The following is a 3,206-nucleotide window of genomic DNA, read 5'->3' as shown; positions in this document are numbered from 1 at the left end:
GAGTTAGTACATTGAAAACTGAATATAATCCAAGAAAAAACCGAGAAACAATCAAAAGAGAAGAGATTGCCAAAGAGCGACCGAGAGAGTATCTTGAGTAAGGTCAAGTAAAGAAGGGCGCACGGTGAATGCCTAGGCACAATGAGGCGAAGAAGGACGTGACGAACCACGAAAGGCTTCGGGGAGCGGTAAGTACGCAGAGATCCGGAGACATCCGAATGGGGGAACCCAATGCATGCAGATGCATTACCAGGCGGTGAACAAATAGCCGTATGGGGCAAGACGCAGTGAACTGAAACATCTAAGTAGCTGCAGGAAGAGAAAGAAAGATCGATTTCCTTAGTAGCGGCGAGCGAAGAGGAAAGAGCCCAAACCAGATGATTTATCATTTGGGGTTGTAGGACTGCAAAAAGGCAGCGCAGAGGATAGCAGAATTATCTGGGAAGGTAAGCCAGAGAGGGTGAGAGCCCCGTAAGCGAAATCCGAAGCGCGTCGAGCAGGATCCTGAGTAGGTCGGGACACGAGGAATCCCGATTGAAGCAGCGAGGACCATCTCGCAAGGCTAAATACTACATTGTGACCGATAGTGAACCAGTACCGTGAGGGAAAGGTGAAAAGAACCCCGGGAGGGGAGTGAAAGAGAACCTGAAACCGTGTGCCTACAAATAGTCAAAGCCCATTAAAGGGTAATGGCGTGCCTTTTGTAGAATGAACCGGCGAGTTACGTTAGCTAGCGAGGTTAAGTCAGAAAAGACGGAGCCGGAGCGAAAGCGAGTCTGAAGAGGGCGCAGCAGTTAGCTGATGTAGACCCGAAACCAAGTGACCTACCCATGACCAGGTTGAAGGTGCGGTAAAGCGCACTGGAGGACCGAACCCACGTAAGTTAAAAATTGCGGGGATGAGTTGTGGGTAGCGGTGAAATTCCAAACGAACTTGGAGATAGCTGGTTCTCTCCGAAATAGCTTTAGGGCTAGCCTGGTGCCAGGACGATCATGGAGGTAGAGCTCTGTTTGGACGAAGGGCCCGTCAGGGGTTACTGAATTCAGATAAACTGCGAATTCCAGAGATCGAGGCACTGGAGTCAGACTGCGAGTGATAAGATCCGTAGTCGAAAGGGAAACAGCCCAGATCACCAGTTAAGGTCCCCAAATCTATGCTAAGTGGAAAAGGATGTGGAGTTGCGTAGACAACTAGGATGTTGGCTCAGAAGCAGCCATCATTAAAAGAGTGCGTAATAGCTCACTAGTCGAGTGACGCTGCGCCGAAAATTTACCGGGGCTAAGCATAGTACCGAAACTGTGGATGTGCAGTAATGCACGTGGTAGGAGAGCGTTCTAAATGCGGCGAAGCTTAACTGAGAAGATAAGTGGAGCGTTTAGAAGTGAGAATGCCGGTATGAGTAGCGCAAGACAGGTGAGAATCCTGTCCGCCGAAAGACTAAGGTTTCCTGGGGCAGGCTCGTCCGCCCAGGGTAAGTCGGGACCTAAGGCAAGGCCGAAAGGCGTAGTCGATGGACAACAGGTAGAAATTCCTGTACTGCGCAGCTTCGTTAACAGCGAAGGAGGGACGCAGGAGGCAAAGAACGCATGGCGCTGGAAGCCATGTTCAAGCGTTAAGTGTAGTAATGAGTCAAATGCTTGTTACTGTTAAGCACAAGGCGTGATGAGGAGCGAAATCAAAGTAGCGAAGGTTCAAGCGTCACACTGCCAAGAAAAGCTTCTAGCGAGAAGCTGCGTACCCGTACCGCAAACCGACACAGGTAGTCGAGTGGAGAACACTCAGGTGAGCGAGAGAACTCTCGTTAAGGAACTCGGCAAAATCGCCCCGTAACTTCGGGAGAAGGGGTGCTGGTATAAAAGCCAGCCGCAGTGAATAGGCCCAAACAACTGTTTATCAAAAACACAGGTCTCTGCCAAGTCGTAAGACGACGTATAGGGGCTGACACCTGCCCGGTGCTGGAAGGTTAAGGAGAGCTGTTAGCGCAAGCGAAGCAGCGAACTGAAGCCCCAGTAAACGGCGGCCGTAACTATAACGGTCCTAAGGTAGCGAAATTCCTTGTCGGGTAAGTTCCGACCTGCACGAAAGGTGTAATGATTTGGGCACTGTCTCAACGAGAGACTCGGTGAAATTATAATACCCGTGAAGATGCGGGTTACCCGCGACAGGACGGAAAGACCCCATGGAGCTTTACTGCAATTTGATATTGGGCAGCTGTTAAACATGTACAGGATAGGTAGGAGCCGGAGAAGATAGCACGCCAGTGTTATCAGAGGCAATGTTGGGATACTACCCTTGTTTGATGGCTGCTCTAACCAGGGCCTCTAAGCGAGGCATGGGACAGTGTCAGACGGGCAGTTTGACTGGGGCGGTCGCCTCCTAAAGTGTAACGGAGGCGCCCAAAGGTTCCCTCAGAATGGTTGGAAATCATTCACAGAGTGCAAAGGTATAAGGGAGCTTGACTGCGAGAGCGACAACTCGAGCAGGGACGAAAGTCGGGCTTAGTGATCTGGTGGTACCGCATGGAAGGGCCATCACTCAACGGATAAAAGCTACCCTGGGGATAACAGGCTTATCTCCCCCAAGAGTTCACATCGACGGGGAGGTTTGGCACCTCGATGTCGGCTCGTCGCATCCTGGGGCTGAAGTCGGTCCCAAGGGTTGGGCTGTTCGCCCATTAAAGCGGCACGCGAGCTGGGTTCAGAACGTCGTGAGACAGTTCGGTCCCTATCCGTCGTGGGCGTAGGAAATTTGCGAGGAGCTGTCCTTAGTACGAGAGGACCGGGATGGACATACCGCTGGTGTACCAGTTGTCTTGCCAAAGGCATCGCTGGGTAGCTAAGTATGGCCGGGATAAGCGCTGAAAGCATCTAAGTGCGAAGCCCCCCTCAAGATGAGATTTCCCATACGCAAGTAGTAAGACACCTCAAAGACTAAGAGGTAGATAGGCTGGGAGTGGAAGAGCCGCGAGGCTTGGAGCGGACCAGTACTAATCAGTCGAGGACTTGACCGAAGCTTAATGGCAATTAAGGTTTTTTAAAGAGGATTATATTTAGTTTTGAGTGTAAAAGCTCAAAGAAAGAGAAAAAGTACGGTGGCAAGAGCAAGAAGGAAACACCTGTAACCATGCCGAACACAGCAGTTAAGCTTCTTCACGCCGAGAGTAGTTGGTGGGAGACTGCCTGCGAGGGTAGGACGCTGCCGTGCTT

General features: G+C 51.2%; 2 rRNA genes. Both read left to right on the top strand.

Features of this window, described 5'->3' with window-relative positions:
• Positions 1-101 precede the first annotated feature (101 nt).
• Positions 102-3,010, top strand: a 23S ribosomal RNA gene (locus LACWKB10_RS09625).
• A gap of 77 nt (positions 3,011-3,087) precedes the next feature.
• Positions 3,088-3,204, top strand: a 5S ribosomal RNA gene (gene rrf / locus LACWKB10_RS09620).
• Positions 3,205-3,206 lie beyond the last annotated feature (2 nt).

The organism is Lactobacillus sp. wkB10 (assembly GCF_000760615.1).
Lineage (GTDB): Bacteria > Bacillota > Bacilli > Lactobacillales > Lactobacillaceae > Lactobacillus > Lactobacillus huangpiensis.
The sequence above is the reverse complement of the archived record's forward strand: the minus strand, read 5'-3'. Positions and strand labels throughout refer to the sequence as shown.